Here is a 17,473-nt window from a genome sequence, read left to right as displayed (position 1 = left end):
ACAAATAATCAATAGGTGAACATATGTTTTTATTTTTATGATGATGAATTCTGTGATCTACAGCTTCAAATTTAATTTTTTTTGCCAAAAATGTAAAAAACAGGCGTTTTAAGACGATTTCATGAGAATTTTTGCACTGAATCACACTTTCACACTCTCACTATGGGCAAGGATGAAGAAAAGAGGGTATGGTTAATTTGTATCTTCATTGAACTTATGTTCATTTTACAAACCGCCGAGGATAGAACTATGTGTGAACACTGTGATTCAAAAGCAACGATGAGCGCAGGCATTCCAGAAAAAATGAAAGCCGTGGTTGCTTATGCACCAAAAGACTACCGTTTAGAAACTGTCGATGTCCCTAAAATTAGTGAAGAAGAAATTTTGGTTCGCGTAGAAGCTTGTGGTATCTGCGCGGGTGATGTGAAGGCTTTTGAAGGTGCTCCTAGTTTTTGGGGTGATGCAGAACAGCCCGCTTATATCAAAGCGCCAATGATCCCAGGGCATGAATTTATTGGCCATGTTGTAGGCTTTGGCTCAAAAGTTGAAGGTTTTGCATTAGGTGACCGTGTTATTTCTGAGCAAATCGTACCTTGTTGGGAATGCCGCTTTTGTAAACGCGGTGAATACTGGATGTGTGAAAAACATGACTTGTATGGCTTCCAAAACAATGTGAATGGCGGTATGGCGCAATATATGAAGTTTACCAAAGAAGCCATCAACTACCATGTGCCTGTTGAGATGCCAATCGAAGATGCCATTTTGATTGAACCTTACGCCTGTTCTTTACATGCCGTGCAGCGCGCTAATGTCAAATTGGGTGATGTTGTCGTGCTTTCAGGGGCGGGAACATTAGGTCTCGGTATGATTGGAGCGATTAAAAAATCGGGTGCTGGTAAGTTAGTCGTTCTGGATTTATTTGATAAACGCCTTGAATTAGCAAAAGAATTTGGTGCCGATATCGTATTAAACCCTAAACGTGATGATGTAGACAAAATTGTCAAAGAGATGACAGAAGGTTATGGCTGTGACATTTACATTGAAGCGACTGGGGCGCCTAAATCGGTAGAGCAAGGCCTTAAGATGATCCGTAAATTAGGTACTTTTGTTGAGTTTTCTGTATTTAAAGACCCAGTGACCGTGGACTGGAGCATCATCAGTGACCGTAAAGAACTGGATTTATTAGGTTCTCACCTTGGCCCATATTGCTACCCATTAGTGATTGAAGGTATTGGTAATGGCGATTTCCCAACCAAGGGGGTTGTGACGGATATTTTACCTTTAGATAAATTTGCGGAAGGTTTTTCGATGATGGCGAAAGGCGACCCGCACATTAAAGTGGTTCTCGACCCGAACCTGTAGAGCTGTCGTGGGTTGAAAAAAAGACGAAATTAAAAATATAACGATAAAAATTGGACCTGAATAAATGTCACCCTACCAAGGCTTGTTATTCAGGTCCTAACCCAGCGAACAAGCACTGAGGTCAACAATATGATAATCAATAAACTGTCTAAAGTAACGGGGTTTTCACCAAAGTTACTACTTGGCTATTTTGGCGTCCTGATCTTTATGATGGGGGAAGGCCTAGAACAAGGCTGGCTGTCACCTTTTATAATTAGCCGTGGAATGAGTATTGAAGAATCATCATTACTATTTAGTGTGTATGGTTTTTTTGCTGCTGTCGCCGCGTGGTTGTCCGGTGTGTTGGCTGAAATTTATACCGCCCGTCGTGTGATGATTTTTGGTTTTGTGATGTTTGTCATTGGCTCGATTATTTTCTTGTCTGTTGGCTTACCGAGTAACAGCCTGTCTATCATGATCCCAACCTATGCGCTGCGTGGTTTTGGTTATCCAATGTTTGCCTATGGCTTCTTAGTTTGGGTGGCCTATGAGGCGCCAATTAAAAAACTGGGCTCTGCAGTCGGGATATTCTGGTTTGTTTATAGTGGCGGACTCGGTGTTTTAGGCGTGATGTATTCAAGTTATGCGTTGCCAGTTTTAGGTGAAATGGCAACGTTATGGAGTGGACTGATTTTTGTCACTATCGGGGCATTTATTGCTATCGCGCTTAACCGCAATAAAGCGGGAGACACAACGGACTCACCGAAAGAAAAAGTATCGCTCAGCTATGTATTTAAAGGGATCACCATCGCGTTTGAAAACCCCAAAATTGGTTTAGGTGGCATTGTTCGTACTATTAATACCTCTGCAGCGTACGGTTTTGTGATCTTCATGCCAATGTTTCTTGCTGACTTTGGTTTTTCCCGCACAGAGTGGTTACATATCTACGCGGCACTTTGGACAGTGAACATCGCTTTTAATCTGATCTTTGGTGTTGTCAGTGACCGTATTGGTTGGCGCAATATTGTGATTTGGTTTGGTTGTGTCGGCTGTATGGTTTGTACCTTAATGTTTTACTACGTGCCTTATTATTTTGGGCACAATTATACCCTGATGATGATTGCCGCTGGGTTATTCGGCGCATGTCTTGCCGGATACGTACCGCTTTCAGCCATCATGCCGAGTTTAGCGCCTGAAAATAAAGGCGCTGCAATGTCAGTCCTTAACTTAGGTGCAGGCTTAAGTACTTTTGTCGGACCTGCATTAGTTGGGCTCTTTATTAGTAGTGTTGGAGCCTTTGGCGTGATTTGGATCTTCTCAGGGCTCTATTTATTTAGTGCGATATTGATGAAATTTATTACTGTGCCGGAAGAATTACTTGAACAGACGGCAAAGATGCAGCTAACACCAGAAAATAAGTAAATGAGGGAATTATGAATAGAATCATTAATGAACCTGATCTCGTTGTTGAAGATGCGATTCAAGGTTATTTGAAAGCGCACCCTGAATATTTTGCACAAACTGATAACGCGCGCGTTCTAAAATACCCAAAAGCCCCAATACAAGGGAAAGTGGGCATTGTCACTGGTGGTGGTTCAGGTCATGAACCTGCGTTTTTAGGCTACGTGGGTGAAAACATGTTAGATGCGGTGGCCATTGGGGAAATTTTCTCCTCACCCACTGCGGGCGCTTTTTTAGACGCGTTTAAAGCAGCCGATAGCGGTGCGGGTGTTGCCTGTTTATATGGTAACTATGCGGGCGATAACATGAACGTCAAGATGGCGATGAAAAAGGCAGAAAAAGCGGGTATGCAAGTCAAAACCGTGGTTGCTACCGATGACGTCGCTTCAGCACCTGCGAGTGAAAAAGAAAAGCGCCGTGGCGTTGCTGGCGAAATTCTCATGTGGAAAGTGGGCTCTGCCGCAGCAAGCAAAGGCTATGATTTAGACGGTGTTATTAATGCAGCACAAAAAGCGATTAATAACTGCCACTCTATTGGTGTTGGGTTAACGTCTTGCACCATTCCAGCAGTGGGTCATCCAAATTTTCATATTGAAGACGGGATGATGGAGCTAGGCATTGGCCATCATGGAGAGCCAGGCATTGAAATCATGCCAATTCAATCGGCCGCGCAAATGGCACAAACCATGTTAGCGCCAATTTTAGATGATATGCAGGCAAAACAAGGTGATGAAGTTGTCGTCTTGGTTTCAGGGCTAGGTGCGACACCAGTTATGGAGCTGTACATCTACTATGCAGAGGTTGAAAAACAACTCAGTGAGAAAGGTGTGCGGATTGTTCGTAACTATGTTGGTAACTATTTTACCTCACTAGAAATGATGGGGGTCACACTGACATTAATGAAAGTGGATGATGAATTAAAAACATTGATGGATGTCCCTGCATATTCATTGGGTTTAACACAGGTTAAATAAGGAGACAATTATGCAAGTTATTTCAACGGGCAACGGCAAGGAAATTACCCTTGATTTAGTGAACATTATTGTTTCTAACCGTGAATACCTCAGTGAAATTGATGGCGCAATAGGGGATGGAGACCATGGCATTAATATGGCTAAAGGTTTTAATCTATGCGCTAAAGCAATTGCAGGCCGTGAATTATCACTCAGTGAAGGGTTTGAAGAAATTTCAGACGCCTTGATGGAAGGCATAGGTGGTTCGATGGGGCCACTTTATGGCAGCTTCTTTATGGGAATGTCAGACAGTATTTCAGGAAAAAATATGTTATCGCAACAAGATTTTCTCGATATGCTGAAAAATGGTTTATCTGAGCTGCAAGACATCAGCAGCGCGACAGTGGGTGATAAGTGCTTGATGGATACATTGATCCCTGCAGTTAATGCTTTTGAAGAGGCGACAAAAGCAGGGGAAAACTTTAAACAAGCGCTTGATGCGATGCAGGCAGCTGCTGTTGCAGGTCGTGATTCCACAGTAGATTTAGTGGCTAAAATTGGCCGTGCAAGCCGCCTTGGTGAACGTTCAAGAGGGGTATTGGATGCAGGTGCCACTTCTTGTTGTTTATTATTGTGTCAATTAGCGCAGAGTATTGAAAAACAGGATGCATTAGCTAATGCATAATTGTTTTATATAATTCTTTCGTGGATATATAGTCAAATATCATTGCTATATATCCACTCTCTTTTATAACTCACTTATTAATTGCCACTAGAAACGCTATACTAAAACCTTATCACCCTTGTTGCGATTAACACCAATAAAGAGGAAACCACTATCTTATGGATAGATCACAAACATCTTCCGAAATCGAGCTACTGACTGAAATTGCGATAGCTTATTATCGTGATGAAATTACTCAGGAAGAGATCGCCAATAAGTTTGGTATATCGCGAATTAAGGTAGGCCGCTTACTCAAGCGGGCAAAGGAAGAAGGTATTGTAGAGATCAATGTTCGCTATCATCCTATTTTTAGCACTCAGTTAGAACAACAGTTACTTTCTCGCTTCCCGATTTCCCGTGCATTGATTGCCCTCGATCATCCCGACGAAGAAGAGCAACGTTACCAAGTCGGCACTCTCGTCGCTAACTATTTATCAACAACGTTACGAGACAACATGATAGTCACGGTCGGCCAAGGTCGCAATGTTGCGGTAGTGGCTGATAGCGGTGGAGCCGTCCCTGAAAAAGATTGCCGTTTTATTTGTGGAATAGGCGGAACCCATCGCCCAGGTGATTCCATCAATGCGGATCATATCAGCCGTCGTTTAGCCAAAAAGTTTGGCGGAACCAGCGAAACCTTATACGCGCCTGCTTATGTCGAAAATAACGAATTAAAGCAATCATTTATGAAAAATGGCACCATTAAGGAAACCTTAGATCGTGCCCGTAAAGCGGATATTGCCTTAATTGGTATTGGCGATATGAATGAAGATAGCTATATGGTCAAGCTAGGCTGGTTTACACCGCGTGAAATTGTTGATGCGAGTTTGAATCAAGGGGTGATTGGCGATATCGCAGGTTATGATTTTTTCAATGCGCAAGGGCAACATGTTGATACCGTGATGAATGACCGCGTGATAGGCCTAAGTATAGACGAACTCAAGAAAATTCCTTGCGTAATAGCGATTGCCTCAGAGTCATCAAAAGCGATGGCGATTATGGGGGCCCTGCGTACGGGGGCGATTGATATTATTGCAACGAGTGCGAGTAATGTGCGGACGATTTTAAAGATGTCCCAATAGCTCGTCATACTTCAAGCCGTCGCGTTGTTGACTACGTTCATTCGCATTAGTCACATACTTGTGTATGCTCCTAATGACTCATTCACTTGTCGCCTAGCGACAACTTGAATTATTTAGAGCTATTATTTGTCATACTTCAAGCCGTCGCGTTGTTGACTACGTTCATTCGCATTAGTCACATACTTGTGTATACTCCTAATGACTCATTCACTTGTCGCCTAGCGACAACTTGAATTATTTAGAGCTATTATTTGTCATACTTCAAGCCGTCGCGTTGTTGACTACGTTCATTCGCATTAGTCACATACTTGTGTATGCTCCTAATGACTCATTCACTTGTCGCCTAGCGACAACTTGAATTATTTAGAGCTATTATTTGCCATACTTCAAGCTGTCGCGTTGTTGACGACGTATACTCAGTCATTGGTTCATTGTTTGACTATGACTCTAATTATTTAGAGTATCTATTATAAAATAGGTTTACATCACCTAATTAGTTACCTTATTATTTTTATATAAATCTTTGGGAGATGGCATTCCTCCTCATGTAAAACCGCCCGTTGAGGGCTGATGATGCCTACGTTAACCTTTTCATTTGATGGGGTACGTAGGTATTATGTGCCCTAATATAGGGCATAAATGATCTATACTCGTCATACTTCAAGTTACATGGTTGTTGACTGCACAGCACTAGCCAAATCACATACTTCTGTATGTTCATTGGACTATCTTCGCTTGTCGCCTACATGTAACTCGAATTATTTAGAGTATAACAGGGAGACTTTCCTTTCGTTTATCCCGCCAGACATTAAAGGAAGTTTCTATGTACGCCTCTTTATTTGCAATCGCGATTGGTTCTGTTCTTGGTGGATGGCTAAGATGGTTTGTTAGCCTAAGACTTAATCACCTTTACCCCAACATTCCCCTTGGTACGGTTGCGGTCAACTTAATTGGCGGCTTTGTTATTGGTTTTGCCATCTCTTACTTTGCCAATGCAAATATTAGCCCTGCCTATAAATTATTCATTGTGACGGGTTTTTGTGGCGCATTTACCACCTTTTCGACCTTTTCACTTGAAGTCTTGGTATTGATCCAAGAAGGTAAATTGGGCTTCGCCATTAGTACTATTGCCATCCATGTCATTGGCGCCTTAATATTTACCTTGCTTGGAATGTTATGCCATCACTGGCTAGCACAGGGGTGATTTATTAGCTAATAAATGATGTGCAGTAGCTTCATCGGTCACTAAACCTGTTACCCAACCACCATTCATAACGGCTTGAATGGCTTTTGTTTTGTGCGCGCCACCCGCAAATGCGATCACTGGTTTATTCGGGGAAGGGAAAAGTGGAACGCTGGTGTGCGTGTCATCTAGTGCGGTAGAAAGCCGTTCACCGTTAGCTTGGATAAAATGTCCCAATAACTCTGCGGCTACACCCTTTTCTAACAACATTTCCAATTGTTCATCCGTGACAAAACCTTCAGAATTGAGTGGGCATCCTTTGCCGACTTCACCAATACCAATAAAGGTAATATCTGCATTTAGGGCTTTTTCCGTGACTTCTTTATACACGCGATGTTGGCACCACATTGCTTTATCTTCAGGGCTATCGGCATAAAGCGGTGCAGGTAGAATGTAGTGCCGGCACTGTAATTTTTCTGCAAAACGTAATGGAATATCATAGCGTGTTGCTGAGCTATCACGAGCAATCGCACCTATTAGTGAAACACACTGGTGCTGGGCGGTTTCTAGGTAAGGAAGGGCATCAATAATACTGCGTAATGTTCTACCTGAACCGATACCAATAACTTGAGGTTTATCGGGGTCGATTAATTGCTCCATAAGCTCAGCACCGGCCACCGAAATCATATCGAGCGTCGCTTCTGTATCAAGTTGGCCTGAAGGGACAACAAAGCAATGTGTTAGGTGATACTTTTGCTGGATATCATTAGCGAGTCTTAAACACTCCGTAATCGGGTGCGTGATTTGCACCTGAACCATACCTTGTTCTTTTGCTAGTGAAATAAGGCGTTGGGCGACTTGTCTCGACAGCCCAAGTTCATGCGCAATTTCCTGTTGTGTTTTGCCTGCCACAAAATATAGCCATGCCGCACGTGCAGCTTGTTCCATTTTTTTTAATTCTTTCTGCATGGACATTCTCCTGCTGGTTTCGCTTATTGTAATTCTGGGCAATTGTTTATTAAAAGGGCAAAAGTTAATACTGTGAGCATTATCGCAGTAATTGTGATCGGATTGAAACTAAAATATAACAAACGGGCATATGCCCAAAAAAATAGCAATTATTTAATTTTAGGGTAAGGAGTCACAATGCTAAAGCAGAAATCAGTGTGGATGCACATCGGTGCTGGGTCATTTCATCGTGCTCACCAAGCGTGGTATTTGCACCGCTTGATTCAACAAGGGGATGATAGTTGGTCAATTGCCTTAGGGAATATTCGCAATGATGCGAATGCATTGCTTGATAACCTAACCAAGCAAAATGGGGAATATACCCTTGAAACAGTTTCACCTGAAGGTGAGCGCCATTATGAAAAAATCACTTCAGTGCGTAAAGTATTACATTGGGATGAGAATTTAAGCCAGTTAGTCGAACAAGGCCGTGATAAAGCAACACGCGTTATTGCTTTCACGGTCACGGAGGCGGGCTATTATTTAACCCCACAGCATGAGTTAGATGCAGAACAGCCAGATGTTAAAGCAGACTTAACGGGCAAAATGAGCACCATATATGGTGCATTAACACAAATTTTACGTGCACGTTTAGCGGCTCATGGTGAACCTGTGACCTTGTTAAATTGTGATAATTTGCGCCACAATGGCGAACGGTTTAGACACGGCTTTTTATCGTTTCTGCAATTAAAAGGTGAAACTGAGCTGTACCAATGGGTGAAAGAAAATACGCGTTCGCCGAATACCATGGTTGATAGGATCACGCCTCGCCCAACCCCAGATGTGGCTGAACGTGTAAAACAGCATACTGGTTGGGATGATAAAGCACCTGTTATGGGAGAGGCATTCATTCAGTGGGTGATTGAAGATGACTTTATTAATGGACGCCCTGCATTAGAAAATGTCGATGTAGAAATGGTTGAGTCCGTTTTACCGTGGGAAGAAGCGAAAATTCGTATTCTGAATGCGAGCCACAGTTGTATTGCTTGGGCAGGAACCTTAATTGGTTTGAGCTTTATTGATGAAAGCACCCGCCAATCTGCTATCAAACAAATGGCATGGAATTATGTCACACAAGACGTGATACCGTCATTGTCACCGAGTCCTCTCGATTTAGAACAATACCGTGATGTGGTACTTGCACGCTTTAGTAACCCTTATATTCAGGATACTAACCAACGTGTTGCCGCTGATGGTTTATCAAAAATTCCCGGTTTTATCACGCCAACACTGCAAGAATGTTATCAGCGCCAGCAGACTCCGGCTGCGACGGCTGTGCTGCCTGCTTTATTCTTCGTGTTTTTACAGCGCTGGGCTCGTGGTGAATTACCGTATGAATATCAGGATGGTGTGTTAGATGTGCCGCTATATCAAAAAATGATGAATAGCAGTGACGCATTGTCGCAATTTGTCTCAAGTGAAATGTTGTTCGGCTCACTCGCTCATTCTACTGAATTCCACGAATTGATGAGCAACACGGTTGAAAAAGTTGAAAATTGGCTCAAGTCACCTCAACAACCTCTGTAAGGAGAAAGGCGATGTACCTCGGAATTGACCTAGGCACTTCAGAACTTAAGGCTGTATTAATTAATGCTCAGGGCGAAATTGTTGCCTCAAGCCATATGGCATTAACCGTACAAAGGCCACATTCTCAGTGGGCCGAACAATCGCCAGATAGTTGGTGGGAAGCCACCAACGCGGTTGCGGCGACCTTGCGCCAAAAAGCCCCAGAAGCATGGGCAGCGGTGAAAGCGATTGGTTTATCAGGCCAAATGCACGGTGCAGTATTATTAAACAGCGAGCACCAAGTTCTTCGCGACTGTATTTTATGGAATGATACCCGCAGTGCGAAGGAGTGTGAATGGTTGATGGAAAATCACCCTGAGTTTCTAACGATTGGCGCTAATTTAGTCATGCCAGGTTTCACCGCACCCAAATTATTGTGGGTTGCACACCATGAGCCTGAAATATTCAAACAAGTTGCCAAGGTATTGCTTCCTAAAGACTATTTACGTTGGAAAATGACGGGGCAATTTACCAGTGATATGTCTGATGCTTCGGGGACATTGTGGCTGGATGTGGCTAAGCGTGATTGGTCCGATGAATTATTGGCTGCAACTAATCTAACTCGTGAACAGATGCCTTCTTTAGTTGAGGGTGCTGAACAAAGTGGTGTGTTACGGGCGGATTTAGCATCGCAATGGGGGCTGAGTGCCAATGTGATTATCGCTGGTGGAGGCGGTGACAATGCAGCCTCAGCAGTGGGCGTTGGCGCAATTAATGACGGTGATGCCTTAATTTCTCTGGGTACCTCTGGCGTCATTTTTGTGGTTAATAATCAATTACAAGCAGCACCACATCAAGGTGTCCATGCATTTGCTCATGCATTGCCAAATCGCTGGCACCAAATGAGTGTGATGTTAAGTGCTGCCAACTGTTTGCGTTGGCTTTGCCAGCTTCTTTCCACAACTGAAAATCAGCTGATGGACGAAGTGGGTCAATTGAGTGATGACCAGAAGAAGCAAGCTCCAGTATTTTTGCCTTACCTCTCAGGGGAAAGAACGCCCCATAATGACCCTTATGCAATGGGCTCATTTTTTGCGTTAAGAAATGAAACAACGCGAGCCCAGCTTGGTTATGCGGTAATTGAGGGAGTGACCTTTGCTCTGGCGGATGGCATGCAGGTTTTAACACAAACGGGAACGCAAATTAGCCGGTGTAGCTTAACAGGGGGAGGAGCGCGTAGTCCGGTTTGGGCGCAGCTGATTGCAGATGTGATTGATATACCGATTGTGACTCACCCAGCGAGTTCATCGGGGGCTTTAGGTGCAGCTCGTTTGGCATGGTTGGCAGATGGAGGCAATACAGAGATTGTGTGCCAGAAACCAGAAGTATTGAGTACTTATTTACCGCAAAAACAGTACCAAGTTTGGTTAAATCAACGGCTTGATGTTTTCCGTTTATTATACCAACAGCAAAAACAAACAAGGGAATTATTGCCACAATAGGCGAGTGTGGCGGTGTTTCCCTACACATCACCGCCACAGTTATCTCTTCGCGATTGATTAAAATAACAAAATTACAATGAGGAAACTGCAATGGAACAGAAGCAGTATTGGCTTGGTCTACCTAAGCATTTGTTCTGGGGTTTTATTGCCATCGCTATTTTTATGAGTGGTGATGGTTTTGAAATGGCTTTTTTATCGAAACATATTACTGATTTAGGGTTTACACCGGCACAATCAGCGATGGTATTTACTGTCTACGGCTTAATGGCAGCTGTTGCAGCATGGGCATCTGGCGTCGTAGCTGAAATTATCACGCCCCTAAAAGCCATGATGATCGGGTTTATTCTCTGGATTGTCATGCATGCCTTATTTATGGCATTTGGTTTAGGTATGAAAAGCTACAGTATGATGCTGTTATTTTATGGTATTCGTGGATTAGCTTATCCATTGTTTATCTATTCATTTATGATGATGTTGGTGCAAGTCATCCCTCGAGCGCATCTTGCTGCGGCTACCGGTTGGTTCTGGGCAATGTACTCGGTAGGTATTGGTGTTATCGGCAGCTATCTGCCTAGTTTCTCAATCCCAATGATGGGGGAAACAGGAACATTATGGATGGCCATCGGTTGGGTTGCACTTGGTGGTGCGATTGCGTACTTTAGCCTACGCAATGTTCCAGTTGACCGTTCTAAAGTCAATTTACCGATGAAAGATAAAATGGCCGAATTATCGCGGGCTGCCACCATTTTATTTACCAACAAAAACATCTTTATGGCGAGTTTAATCCGTATTATCAATACAATCTCATTGTTTGGTTTTGCGATTATCATGCCATTACTGTTTGTTGACCGTTTAGGGTTCACCATTTCTGAATGGTTACAGATTTGGGCTGTTTTCTTCTTTGTCACTATTTTTACGAATATTTTTTGGGGAATTGTTGGTGAACACATTGGTTGGGTTCGCCAAGTTAGATGGTTTGGTTGCCTAGGTATGGCAGTATCTAGCCTGATGTTCTATTACTTACCGGTTTATTTTGGCCATAATTTTGCGATTGCGTTAATACCTGCGATTTTATTGGGGATCTTTGTGGCGGCTTTCGTGCCGATGACAGCCGTTTTCCCAAGTATTGAACCTCACCATAAAGGTGCTGCCGTCTCAATTTATAACCTTTCCGCGGGATTAAGTAATTTTGCCGCACCCGCAATAGCCAGTTTAGTATTACCTTTCTTTGATATTGTGGGCGTTGTTTGGGCATATACAGGTTTGTATATCTTTGCAGGAATACTGACATTCTTTATTAAAGTGCCACAACCTGGGTTTGAAAATAATCGCAAAATAAAACCAGCTAAGGTAGCGACTGAACAACAAACGAGTCATTAAATTATTTTATCTATTACTCATTACGCCCCGTAGGTAGTTAATTATCTATGGGGTTTTTCTTTATTTAAATAAACTTTATTGCCAAAACAAACTAAATTGGAGAGGAAGGGGTATCATCCTTTTCAACGGCAATATAAAGAGAAACGGTTTAAAAATAAAATAAAGTAGAATATTTTCTATAAATAGAAATATTGGTCATCTTTATAAGGCGATTTTTCGTCATATTGCGATAATTATTGAAAATACAGCCATGGACAATAGAATATAATTTCATAGATTAAAAAATCAACTACAGTTGATTTGTTTATAAAAAATAACTTAAATGACATAAAATATTAACTTATAAACCTACATTTAGAGAATATTAAGGGGCTTGGCCCCTTTCAATGTTATATCTGACTATTTAGTTCACTGCATAGCTTTATTCCAAGCTGTTTAAATCCGGTTTAACTCTCTATACATCTGAATTTTCGGTGTTATGATGAATTTTGTTGCAATTTCGTGTATTTGCAGCGAAATACTCTCTATATTGGTGTTTTGTTGTGCTAAATAAAATTTATAATCTAATCCTAATTAAAATTAATAGTTTTCAATACCAAAAAATAATCTAATAAAAAAAGATAAGTGCGGGGAAAAAGTTATGTCACAGATGTTAGCTCTGTTTCTGATAGTGGGAATATTATATATCGGGGATGCTATAGCCGTTAGAACTAAGGCTTGGATCCCCTCCGTATTTGTATGCGCAGTGCTCTTTCTTTTAGGTTATTGGACTATTTTCCCGAAAGATATTGTAAGTATTGCCGGTATTCCTCAAGTAGTTGCGGTTACCTTGATGTATTTGTTAATTACAAATATGGGAACCTTATTATCGTTAAAAGAATTGTTGCGCCAATGGAAAACCATTCTTATCTCCTTAGCTGGGATTTTAGGCATCATTTTCTTAACCTTTATCATTGGGGTTGCCCTATTTGATTTAAATACTGTATTAGTTGCAGTTCCTCCGTTAGTTGGCGGTATTGTATCTTCGTTAATTATGTCAAAAGGTGCGGCTGAGGCTGGTTTAGTCGACCTTTCAGTTTTCGCTATTTTAATTTACGTCATGCAGGGGTTTGCGGGCTATCCATTAACAGCCATCATGTTAAAAAAAGAAGGGCGCCGAGTTTTAGAAAAATATCGCAATGGCCAATGGCAAGAAACCTTATCGGTAGACGGGGCAAAAGAGGTTGAAGTTAAAACGGTGGTATCTGAAGATGAAATGCCACGTATGTTCAAAAAAATCCCTAATCACTATAACACCAGCTATTTTAAATTCTTACGCTTAGCTGCGGTAGGGTATTTGGCTTATTTAGCCTCATCTTTTGCTGCTCCTTATGTGAGTATTAGCCCATTTGTGTTGTGTTTATTATTTGGTGTTATTGCCTCTTCATTAGGTTTCTTAGAAAGACAGCCGCTACAAAAAGCCAATGGCTTTGGGTTCGCTATTATGGCCTTAATGTTGTTTATCTTCGATACATTAAACCACGCGACCCCAGATATGTTATTGCGCCTAGTTTATCCGATGGTGGTGTTAATTTGCGCTGCGGTTATTGGGATGTACCTTGCATCATGGGTGGTTGGTAAAATATTAGGCGTCACCAAAGAAATGGCGTTTGCTGTTGCTCTAACAGCGTTATATGGCTTTCCAGCTGACTACATTATTACGAATGAAGCGATCAACGCGTTAACAAAAGACGAAAAGGAACGCCAAGTATTAACTAGCCATATGTTAGGGCCGATGCTAGTTGGTGGCTTTATTTCTGTGACCATGGTTTCTGTTGTATTAGCAGGTATTATGGTGGCTTATATTGTTCCAATTGCAGGGTAAAAATAATGGAAACAAGTACTTCAAGAATTCAGCGCCACTTAGAACAATTGGCAGAATATACCGCAACACCGGGTCAAGGTACTACGCGGATGAGCTACAGCGAACAAGATAAACAAGCGCGTGATTACCTAAAACAAGAAATGCGAGTCCTAGGTTTACAAGTCCGTGAAGATGCTATTGGTAATATTTATGGGCGCTTAGAAGGCCAGCAACCTGATTTGCCTGCGGTGATTGTGGGTTCTCATTTTGACTCTGTTCCTCATGGCGGGGCATTTGATGGCCCCGCAGGGATTGTCACCGGTTTGGATGTTGTCGCGCGTATTCGCGAGCAAAACTTAACACCAAAGTACCCCTTAGAAGTGATAGCCTTAGTTGAAGAAGAAGGTACCAGTTTTGGCCGCGGTTTGATGGCTTCAAGTGTAATAACGGGTTTGATTGGTACTAAAGAATTATACCAACTCAAGGATAGCCAGGGCGTGAGTGCTGCAAAGCGTATGGCAGAGGCAGGGTTCAATGCAGACAATGCATCCCAAGCTGTGCTTGACCCTAAAAAGGTTAAAGCATTTTTAGAGCTACATATCGAACAAGGCCCGGTGTTAGAACAGGCCAATGAAGATGTAGGGATCGTAGAAACCATCGTCGGTATCAGTCAGTTAGAAATTAAACTGACAGGTAAAGCTGGCCATGCAGGTACTACGCCAATGAATATGCGGGCCGATGCATTAGTGTGTGCTAGCCAAATTATCAGCCATATCCCTGAACTCGCAAAAGCGGCAGGGGATAATACAGTTGCGACCGTGGGACGTTTAGCGGTATTGCCGAATGGGGCGAATGTCATCCCAAGCGAAGTTACCTTTAGCGTTGATATCCGTTCTAAAAATGATATCGCATTACGTAAAGTGATTGAGCAAATAATTGAGTTAACAGAACAAATTAGTAATTCGTTAGCAATTTCAAGCGGTATTGTTCAGCCGTTATATGTTCAGCCAACGGAGCTCAATAGCGATATTCATCAACTGATGCAACAGCATGCCAGTGACCAAAACTTACGTTTTCGTTCAATGGTCAGTGGTGCAGGGCATGACACAATGATTTTTGCAGGTATTACTCAAACAGGGCTGATATTTGTGCCAAGCCGCAATGGATTAAGCCATCATCCAGATGAATGGACGGATTATGCACAAATTGCACGAGGGGCAGATGTGATGTTTGCTACTGTTAAGTCATTAATAGAATGCTAATTAATAAATAAGCCAGATACAGTATCTGATTGAGCAATAGGGTAAAAGGTAGAAAAATGATCAACAAAATAATTACAGCCGCAATCAAAAAACACACACCTGAAATGATTGCTTTTCGTCGTGACCTACACGCTCATCCTGAACTACCATTTGAAGAAATACGTACCACAAAACGTATTGCTGAAGAATTAGACAAAATTGGAATAGCGTATCGATTAACCGAGCCTACAGGCGTTATTGCTGAAATTAAAGGCGGTAAACCGGGCAAAACGGTAGCTTTACGAGCAGATATCGATGCATTACCCGTTTTGGAATTGAATGATTCATTAGAATATAAATCAACAATTGAAGGTAAAATGCATGCTTGTGGCCATGATGCACACACAGCGATGCTATTAACCGCAGCCAAAGCGCTGTATGAGGTGCGTGAAGAACTAGCCGGTAATGTGCGTTTAATTTTCCAACCCGCAGAAGAGATCGCCCAAGGCGCATTAGCCATGATCAAACAAGGCGCAATCGAAAATGTCGATAACGTTTTTGGCATGCACATTTGGACAACGACACCATCAGGAAAAGTGTCTTGTAATGTGGGAGGGTCTTTTGCTTCCGCTGATTTACTGAAAGTTACTTTTAAAGGTCGTGGTGGGCATGGATCAATGCCAGAAGCGACCATTGACGCTGCGGTTGTTGCTTCTGCATTTGTCATGAATTTACAAGCGATTGTGTCCCGGGAAACCTCATCTTTAGACTCAGCCGTGGTCACGATCGGTAAAATGGATGTCGGGACACGCTTCAATGTTATCGCAGAAAATGCAGTATTGGACGGTACGGTACGTTGTTTTGATATTGAAACTCGTAACCGCATCGAAGCCGCTATTCGCCGTTATGCAGAGCATACTGCGGCTATTTATGGGGCGACTGCACATGTTGATTATATCTATGGGACATTACCTGTTATCAATGAGGAACGTAGCGCGTTATTGGCGCAATCCGTGATTTCGCAAGCTTTTGGTGAGCAAGCTCTGATCCACGAAAGACCGACACCGGGCGGTGAAGATTTCAGCTTCTACATTGAAAATATCCCAGGGTGCTTTGCTCTGCTAGGCACAGGAAATGCCGAAAAGGACACTCAGTGGGCACATCATCATGGCTGCTTTAATATTGATGAAGACACGATGGCGACAGGCGCTGAGCTTCATGCACAATATGCATGGAGTTATTTACAGCAACAGGAGTTTTAATTGAGCCTGTTAATGCTATTAGGGTTAGTTGTTTTACCAATTCCGGGATTACCACTAACCCTACTGCCTATTTATTTTGGTTATTAAGATAAGTTAAGAGCGCGAATAGCGGCGAGTTGTGTGGCCGCTATTAATTATGATGAATAAAAATAGTGTCTCTTAAACGCTGTTGTTGTTCAAATCGTTGCTCTTGGTTGATCTGTGGGTCATGGGATAGCTGCATTAGCATTTCATTCATATTATGAACTGAGTTTTCATCAATCAATTGATTCACTTTTTCAACAATTTCATCATAGTAGGACATCACACAGCCTCCAATTAATATTCACTAGAGCTATCATAACGCAAAATCTATTGGTCTAGATAGGCGATTAATTCTGTTTATCGATCACCATAACTGCCATCGTATTCGGTTCTAAGGCTCGCATTATATGCGACTCATCTCCAGGGTAGTGAATATAGTCCCCAACTTGTAATTCAACAGGGTTATCCAATGGGCCGACTAATGCTCTACCAGACATAATAATGATGTGCTCGCTAACGCCACGCATATGAGGCTCTGAAATACGGTCACGGCCGGGCTGGGCAATCACAGTATAAATATCCCGTCGCGAATCAGCAGGGGCAGATGAGAGCAAAAAGGCCAAATAATTTGCGTGCTCAGCACTAACAGGTATTGCCTCCCCATGGCGGATCACTGTGATAGTTTCTTGTTTCTCTTCAATTAATCGAGCGAAAGGAATATCTAACGCGACACAAAGTGCCCATAAGGTTTCAATACTTGGGTTACCACTACCAGATTCCAATTGAGAAAGTGTCGATTTAGCGATACCCGCTTTGCGAGATAGCTCTGATAGTGATAGCCCACTTTTTTGTCTTTCACGGACAAGGGCTTTCGAAATCAACTCAATGGGAGGAGAAGGTAGATTCAATTTTAATTTCCTATTTAGATTGCACTTTATACTACGTATCGACATAATGAACGAA

The 17,473-nt window shown here is 42.3% G+C and carries 15 protein-coding genes and 1 riboswitch; of the genes, 12 read left to right on the top strand and 3 right to left on the bottom strand.

Going from position 1 to position 17,473, the window contains the following annotated elements:
• Positions 1-249: 249 nt before the first annotated feature.
• The 6 genes from G6Q48_RS07245 to crcB all read left to right on the top strand — a co-directional run bounded on the left by G6Q48_RS07245 (position 250) and on the right by crcB (position 6,765).
• Positions 250-1,362 carry an MDR/zinc-dependent alcohol dehydrogenase-like family protein gene (locus G6Q48_RS07245; RefSeq protein ID WP_004910265.1) on the top strand — a complete coding sequence of 371 codons (1,113 nt, stop codon included), beginning with the start codon at positions 250-252 and terminating at the stop codon, positions 1,360-1,362.
• Positions 1,363-1,491: 129 nt separating this feature from the next.
• Positions 1,492-2,763, top strand: a complete 1,272-nt coding sequence (locus tag G6Q48_RS07240) for an MFS transporter (protein ID WP_102139241.1) — start codon at positions 1,492-1,494, stop codon at positions 2,761-2,763.
• An 11-nt stretch (positions 2,764-2,774) separates the two neighbouring features.
• A complete protein-coding gene (locus G6Q48_RS07235) occupies positions 2,775-3,776 on the top strand; it encodes a dihydroxyacetone kinase subunit DhaK (protein ID WP_102139240.1) in 1,002 nt (333 codons plus the stop codon).
• Between the two features lie 10 nt (positions 3,777-3,786).
• A complete protein-coding gene (gene dhaL, locus G6Q48_RS07230) occupies positions 3,787-4,440 on the top strand; it encodes a dihydroxyacetone kinase subunit DhaL (protein ID WP_166265359.1) in 654 nt (217 codons plus the stop codon).
• A 158-nt stretch (positions 4,441-4,598) separates the two neighbouring features.
• Complete coding sequence (locus G6Q48_RS07225) at positions 4,599-5,561, top strand: sugar-binding transcriptional regulator (protein WP_004910275.1); 963 nt, start codon at positions 4,599-4,601, stop codon at positions 5,559-5,561.
• Between the two features lie 517 nt (positions 5,562-6,078).
• Positions 6,079-6,148, top strand: a riboswitch (Fluoride riboswitch).
• Positions 6,149-6,384: 236 nt separating this feature from the next.
• Positions 6,385-6,765 (top strand): fluoride efflux transporter CrcB, encoded by a 381-nt coding sequence (gene crcB, locus G6Q48_RS07220; protein ID WP_102139238.1) that lies wholly within the window; start codon positions 6,385-6,387, stop codon positions 6,763-6,765.
• Here crcB and G6Q48_RS07215 read toward each other — a convergent pair.
• Positions 6,751-7,713, bottom strand: coding sequence for a sugar-binding transcriptional regulator (locus G6Q48_RS07215; RefSeq protein ID WP_102139237.1), 963 nt, complete (start codon positions 7,711-7,713; stop codon positions 6,751-6,753). The two genes, crcB and G6Q48_RS07215, sit on opposite strands and share 15 nt — an antisense overlap.
• Positions 7,714-7,890: 177 nt before the next feature.
• Here G6Q48_RS07215 and dalD point away from each other — a divergent pair, with 177 nt between their 5' ends.
• From dalD to G6Q48_RS07185, 6 genes are all read left to right on the top strand, one after another.
• Positions 7,891-9,279, top strand: coding sequence for a D-arabinitol 4-dehydrogenase (gene dalD, locus G6Q48_RS07210; RefSeq protein WP_166265356.1), 1,389 nt, complete (start codon positions 7,891-7,893; stop codon positions 9,277-9,279).
• 11 nt (positions 9,280-9,290) lie between these two features.
• Positions 9,291-10,760: a xylulokinase gene (xylB, locus tag G6Q48_RS07205; protein ID WP_166265353.1), complete on the top strand. Its 1,470-nt coding sequence runs from the start codon at positions 9,291-9,293 to the stop codon at positions 10,758-10,760.
• Positions 10,761-10,850: 90 nt separating this feature from the next.
• A complete protein-coding gene (locus G6Q48_RS07200) occupies positions 10,851-12,140 on the top strand; it encodes an MFS transporter (protein WP_102139234.1) in 1,290 nt (429 codons plus the stop codon).
• A gap of 640 nt (positions 12,141-12,780) precedes the next feature.
• The gene (locus G6Q48_RS07195; protein ID WP_102139233.1) at positions 12,781-14,004 is read left to right on the top strand and encodes a hypothetical protein; all 1,224 of its coding nucleotides are present in this window, start codon (positions 12,781-12,783) and stop codon (positions 14,002-14,004) included.
• A 5-nt stretch (positions 14,005-14,009) separates the two neighbouring features.
• A complete protein-coding gene (locus G6Q48_RS07190) occupies positions 14,010-15,245 on the top strand; it encodes a Zn-dependent hydrolase (RefSeq protein ID WP_166265350.1) in 1,236 nt (411 codons plus the stop codon).
• Positions 15,246-15,301: 56 nt separating this feature from the next.
• Positions 15,302-16,486 (top strand): amidohydrolase, encoded by a 1,185-nt coding sequence (locus G6Q48_RS07185; RefSeq protein WP_102139231.1) that lies wholly within the window; start codon positions 15,302-15,304, stop codon positions 16,484-16,486.
• A 130-nt stretch (positions 16,487-16,616) separates the two neighbouring features.
• Here the strand turns inward: G6Q48_RS07185 and G6Q48_RS07180 are convergent, their stop codons facing one another.
• Positions 16,617-16,790 carry a DUF2526 family protein gene (locus G6Q48_RS07180; protein ID WP_166265347.1) on the bottom strand — a complete coding sequence of 58 codons (174 nt, stop codon included), beginning with the start codon at positions 16,788-16,790 and terminating at the stop codon, positions 16,617-16,619.
• A gap of 67 nt (positions 16,791-16,857) precedes the next feature.
• On the bottom strand, positions 16,858-17,463 hold the full coding sequence (locus G6Q48_RS07175; protein ID WP_442959087.1) for a helix-turn-helix domain-containing protein: 606 nt from the start codon (positions 17,461-17,463) through the stop codon (positions 16,858-16,860).
• Positions 17,464-17,473: the final 10 nt, after the last annotated feature.

This window comes from Providencia sp. M-27 (genome assembly GCF_011077905.1).
GTDB classification, from domain to species: domain Bacteria; phylum Pseudomonadota; class Gammaproteobacteria; order Enterobacterales; family Enterobacteriaceae; genus Providencia; species Providencia huaxiensis.
Note: the sequence above shows the minus strand (reverse complement) of the source record. Positions and strands in the feature narration are given on the sequence as shown.